This window comes from Sediminimonas qiaohouensis DSM 21189, from assembly GCF_000423645.1.
Lineage (GTDB): Bacteria > Pseudomonadota > Alphaproteobacteria > Rhodobacterales > Rhodobacteraceae > Sediminimonas > Sediminimonas qiaohouensis.
Genome location: NZ_AUIJ01000051.1, coordinates 1 through 4,513, shown reverse-complemented (window position 1 = coordinate 4,513; position 4,513 = coordinate 1). Strand labels below are relative to the sequence as shown.

Sequence of the window (4,513 nt, the reverse complement as noted above, 5' to 3'; positions counted from 1 at the left end):
CTGCTCGGCCACCAACCAGCCCGACAGCTTCTCAGAATACGGATCCAGCTTGCTCGGGCGATCCGGTGTCTGAAACGCCGGTTCAACAATCCCCTCCCGCAGATACTTCTTGATCGTGTTGCGCGACACGCCCGTCCGCCGTGCGATCTCGCGAATGGGCATCTTGTCCCGCAACGCCCATTTCCGAATAACCCTCAAAAATCCCATGTCGATCACTCCGATAATCCCCAGCTGGTTCAAGCCGGGGAAAGGTTGCACATGGGTCAGGTCTCGGTGACAATTTTGGCCGTTGCCGGGTCAGGTCTCAGTGACAATCAACAATAACGCAATCATCACAGAGGCGCGCAAGCAATCTGGCAAGAGCACTGCCACTGCAACACAGTTGGCCAAGCAAAGACGGCTTAAGCTTGCTGCAGGTGACACAGATCGTACACGTCTCGTCTACCTGCCGGTCAAAACGGTCGAAGATCTGGTAAGGGTGAACGCAGGTGTTGGCTACGAACGATGGGCGTTTAACGCATAGGCCGAGCAACTGTATTTCTCAAGCTGGTGAGTGGCCCATTTCTGGCGAAATTTGCAGAGTGCGTTGACGATTGTGACGAGCTTTCGTGCAACGGCAGTGATGACCACCTTGTGCGGTTTTCCGGCCGCGCGAAGGCGGTCTGCAAAGGCCTTCAGGACCGGGTTGTGGCGGCCGGCGACGAGAGCGGCCTGGAATATGACATGTCGCAACAGACGCCGCCCGCTACCGATAGCGCGCTTGCCGCGCATGGCGCCGCTGTCATGTGAAATGGATGCAAGGCCGGTGAGGGCGGCGGCCCGTTCACTGGTGATCTGTCCGCGTTCCGGCATTTCCCCGATCAACATGGTGCTGGCGAGAGGGCCGACCCCGGGCACGGAGCGCGGGATGTCGGCAGTCGTTGCCAGTTCATCATCCGAGATCATGGTCTGCTTGATCCGCACCTCGAAGGGCCTCAGCCGAAAGCCGCGACAAATAGCAATACGGGCACGACGAACAATAGCACCTCTCTGGCGAACCATTCTGTTTGTTTGAAATCTCTTGACTGAACTGGCCCTGTTACCGAAGTCCAAATCCTAATCAATATATGACTTGCTACGCCAATCTCTAGGCGATGGTTGCTAGGTGGTTGCTGCAAATAAAAATGGATCAGCCGACCAACTTCTAACCCATTGTTTATAATGGCGATCCCGCGAGGACTCGAACCCCGAACCTGCTGATTAGAAGTCAGCTGCTCTATCCTGTTGAGCTACGGGACCGCACTGCACCGCGCGCCGTCGGCGGCACGCTGGGGTGTCATACTGCGCCGGTGGCGCGAATTCAAAGTGGAAATCGCGCCGCGCGCCAATTGTGGGGCATTACGTGCAGCGGTGCCTCAGTGGGTCCAGACCGCGCGCCGGTTGGGCGAGAAATTGTCGCCATAGCCGCCGGGGCGGATGTTGGCCTTGCGCTCATGCGGCTCGCGCACAACCGCGTCGATGCCGTGCGCTTCGGCGTAATCCAGCGCTTCTTGCTTGGTGTCGAAGCGCATCTTGACCTGCGCCTGCGTGTCGCCGGACGAGGTCCATCCCATCAGCGGATCAACCTCGCGCGCCTCGGCCGGGGCAAATTCCAGAACCCAGTGCTGGGTGTTGGCGGTGCCAGATGACATCGCGGTTCTTGCCGGTCGGTAGATTCTCGCCCGCATGGATTGCCTCATTCGCTCGTCACGCCTGAGCCCCTTATCAAAGATTCCGCCCCCCGGTGCAAGGCCCGCCGATACATAGCCGCTCATCAGGGGTTGAACCCCCGCGCAAAGACGGCATCTTCTGTTGTCAAAGGAGCCAACCCATGCCCTATGCCCACAACGACGGCTCGGATGCCATCCTCGCCCATCCCGCCCCCGATGTCGCCAACCGCGACAAGCTGGAAGGCGGCAAGCGCTTTGTCATGCACACCGACTACAGCGCCGCCGGCGATCAGCCGACAGCCATCGCAGAGCTGAGCAGCGGCATCGAGGACGGAGAGCATGACCAGGTCCTGCTGGGCGCCACGGGCACGGGCAAGACCTTCACCATGGCCCGCGTGATCGAGGAAACGCAGCGCCCCGCCATCATCCTTGCCCCCAACAAGACGCTGGCGGCGCAGCTTTATGGTGAGTTCAAGGGCTTTTTCCCCGAAAACGCGGTGGAATACTTCGTCAGCTACTACGACTATTACCAACCCGAAGCCTACGTGCCCCGCTCCGACACCTTCATCGAGAAGGAAAGCCAGATCAACGAGCAGATCGACCGCATGCGCCACTCGGCCACGCGGGCCCTGCTGGAGCGGGACGATGTCATCATCGTCGCCAGCGTGTCGTGTATCTACGGCATCGGCAGCGTCGAGACATACGGCGCCATGACGCAGGATCTGCATGTCGGCAACGACTACAACCAACGCCAGATCATGGCGGACCTGGTGGCCCAGCAATACAAGCGCAACGATCAGGCGTTCCAGCGCGGCAGCTTCCGCGTGCGCGGCGACGTGCTTGAGATATTCCCCGCCCACCTGGAAGATCGGGCATGGCGCCTATCCTTTTTTGGCGAGGAACTGGAGGCGATCACCGAATTTGACCCCCTGACCGGCGAGAAAACCGGCAGCTTTGACCAAATCCGCGTCTACGCCAACTCGCACTACGTGACGCCGAAACCGACCATGCAGCAGGCGATCATTGGCATAAAGCAGGAGCTGCGCCAACGCCTCGATCAGCTGGTCGGCGAGGGCAAGCTGCTTGAGGCGCAGCGCCTTGAGCAACGCACCAATTTCGACCTGGAGATGCTTGAGGCCACCGGCGTGTGCAACGGGATCGAGAACTACTCGCGCTACCTTACCGGCCGCGCCCCCGGCGAGCCGCCCCCCACCCTGTTCGAATTCATCCCCGACAACGCGATCGTCTTCGCCGACGAATCCCATGTCAGCGTGCCGCAGATCGGCGGCATGTACCGCGGCGACTACCGGCGCAAGTTCACGCTGGCCGAACACGGCTTCCGCCTGCCGTCGTGCATGGATAACCGCCCGCTCAAGTTCGAGGAATGGGATGCCATGCGCCCGCAATCGATCTTCGTCTCGGCCACCCCCGCCAAGTGGGAAATGGAACAGACCGGCGGCGTGTTCACCGAACAGGTCATCCGCCCCACCGGCCTGCTGGATCCGCAAGTGGAAATCCGCCCCGTTGAAACGCAAGTCGATGACCTGCTGGACGAGGTGCGCCGCGTCACCGCCGCCGGCTACCGGACCCTGTGCACCACCCTGACCAAGCGCATGGCCGAGGACCTGACCGAGTACCTGCACGAACAGGGCATTCGCGTGCGCTACATGCATTCCGACATCGACACCATCGAACGGATCGAGATCCTGCGCGACCTGCGCCTTGGTGCGTTTGATGTGCTGATCGGGATCAACCTGCTGCGCGAGGGGCTGGATATCCCCGAATGCGGCCTTGTCGCGATCCTCGATGCCGACAAGGAAGGGTTCCTGCGCTCGGAAACCTCCCTGATCCAGACCATCGGCCGCGCCGCGCGCAACGCCGACGGGCGCGTCATCATGTATGGCGACCGCATCACCGGATCGATGCAGCGGGCCATTGATGAGACCGACCGCCGCCGCGCCAAGCAGATCGCCTATAACGAAGAGCACGGCATCACCCCCGAAACCATCCGCAAGAACATCGGCGACGTGATGGCCGGGCTCTACAAGGCCGACACCGACATGGCCCGCGTCACCGCGCAGGTGGACAAACCCCTGCACGGCGCCAACCTCGAGGCGGTGCTGGACGGGCTGCGCAGCGACATGCGCAAGGCCGCCGAGAACCTGGAGTTCGAAGAGGCCGCACGCCTGCGCGACGAGGTCAAGCGGCTGGAAGCGGTGGACCTTGCCATCGCCGACGACCCGCTGGCACGGCAACAAGCGGTGGAAAAGGCATCGGACGCCGCCACCGGCAAGGGCCGCTCAACGGCCGGCCGGCCGGGGCAACGTGGTGGTGTGAAGCGGAGAAGTAATTGACCTTTATCCCTGAATTCCAAGATGTGATGGATATTCACAACGAACTGGTAGACTTCTTTGAAGACGACGAGGATCCGATATCTCCACCCGGAGCACGTGATGAGAACTTGGTCCATTCCGCATGCATGCGGCCACTTACTGGAATTGCCGAACGGCTCTGTTGCACAAAGCGCGTGAGGGATTCATGTCGCGAATCCAGTGTGGTAGCTGGGCGACATGAGCAGACCCACACCCCCAACCTACAAGACCAGGAACTGGCCGGCCTATAACGAAGCGCTCAAGCGCCGTGGCTCGCTGACAGTCTGGTTTGACCCGGAGATGATCTGGGAGGCTGCGCCGACCGGTAAGCGCGGTCGGCAGCAGACCTACAGCGACACCGCTATCCAGACATGCTTGACGATGAAAGTGTTGTTCGGCATGGCGCTACGCCAGACCACAGGCTTCGTCGAGAGCCTGCTGCATTTGGTCGAC

At 61.1% G+C, this 4,513-nt stretch carries 5 protein-coding genes and 1 tRNA gene; 2 read left to right on the top strand and 4 right to left on the bottom strand.

Annotated features, from left to right (window positions below; all coding sequences use genetic code 11):
* The 4 genes from G568_RS0117420 to G568_RS0117405 all read right to left on the bottom strand — a co-directional run.
* On the bottom strand, positions 1-207 hold a 207-nt coding region (locus tag G568_RS0117420; RefSeq protein ID WP_026759156.1), incomplete at its 3' end, for a helix-turn-helix domain-containing protein.
* Positions 208-495: 288 nt separating this feature from the next.
* Positions 496-1,041, bottom strand: a complete 546-nt coding sequence (locus G568_RS19435; protein ID WP_084627470.1) for a transposase — start codon at positions 1,039-1,041, stop codon at positions 496-498.
* 160 nt (positions 1,042-1,201) lie between these two features.
* Positions 1,202-1,278 (bottom strand) — tRNA-Arg (locus G568_RS0117410).
* Positions 1,279-1,394: 116 nt separating this feature from the next.
* Positions 1,395-1,706, bottom strand: coding sequence for an ETC complex I subunit (locus G568_RS0117405; RefSeq protein WP_026759155.1), 312 nt, complete (start codon positions 1,704-1,706; stop codon positions 1,395-1,397).
* 143 nt (positions 1,707-1,849) lie between these two features.
* Here G568_RS0117405 and uvrB point away from each other — a divergent pair, with 143 nt between their 5' ends.
* Both uvrB and G568_RS0117395 read left to right on the top strand, forming a co-directional pair.
* Entirely contained in the window at positions 1,850-4,042 is a 2,193-nt protein-coding gene (uvrB, locus tag G568_RS0117400) for an excinuclease ABC subunit UvrB (RefSeq protein WP_026759154.1), read from the top strand.
* 216 nt (positions 4,043-4,258) lie between these two features.
* On the top strand, positions 4,259-4,513 hold a 255-nt coding region (locus G568_RS0117395; RefSeq protein WP_026758969.1), incomplete at its 3' end, for an IS5/IS1182 family transposase.

Bases quoted from the DNA above. Each gene is read 5' to 3' on its own strand.
- G568_RS19435 (WP_084627470.1), bottom strand. From the start codon at position 1,041: ATGGTTCGCCAGAGAGGTGCTATTGTTCGTCGTGCCCGTATTGCTATT.
- G568_RS0117405 (WP_026759155.1), bottom strand. From the start codon at position 1,706: ATGCGGGCGAGAATCTACCGACCGGCAAGAACCGCGATGTCATCTGGC.
- uvrB (WP_026759154.1), top strand. From the start codon at position 1,850: ATGCCCTATGCCCACAACGACGGCTCGGATGCCATCCTCGCCCATCCC.